Raw genomic sequence first — 317 nt, 5'->3', positions numbered from 1 at the left:
GCAACGATGATGATCTCCGGCGGCTTCGGACTGATCCCGACCATTCTGGCCGTGCTCGCCATGGGCATCGCCTTCGGCATCGTCCAGGGCACGATCTCCACCCGCTTCCGGTTGGAACCGTTCCTCGTCACGCTCGCCGGCCTGCAGGCGGCGCGGGGCCTTGCGCTCATCGTTTCCGGCAACCAGTACATCAACATCTCCTATGGCGAGGGCCCGGGCCTGGCGCCGCCGGTGTTCGCGGTGCTGGGCGAGCGGCTGTTCGACAACACAGTGCCGGTGGCAACCATCGTCTTCATCGCCTTTGCCGCGATCGCCAC

General features: G+C 66.2%; 1 pseudogene. It reads left to right on the top strand.

The window, feature by feature from the left end:
* Positions 1 to 317: pseudogene (locus EN807_RS33990) on the top strand (ABC transporter permease); the annotation flags it as partial.

Origin of the sequence: Mesorhizobium sp. M5C.F.Ca.ET.164.01.1.1, assembly GCF_004792125.1 — a bacterium.
Taxonomy (GTDB): domain Bacteria; phylum Pseudomonadota; class Alphaproteobacteria; order Rhizobiales; family Rhizobiaceae; genus Mesorhizobium; species Mesorhizobium wenxiniae.
This window is presented reverse-complemented; position numbering and strand designations above follow the sequence as displayed.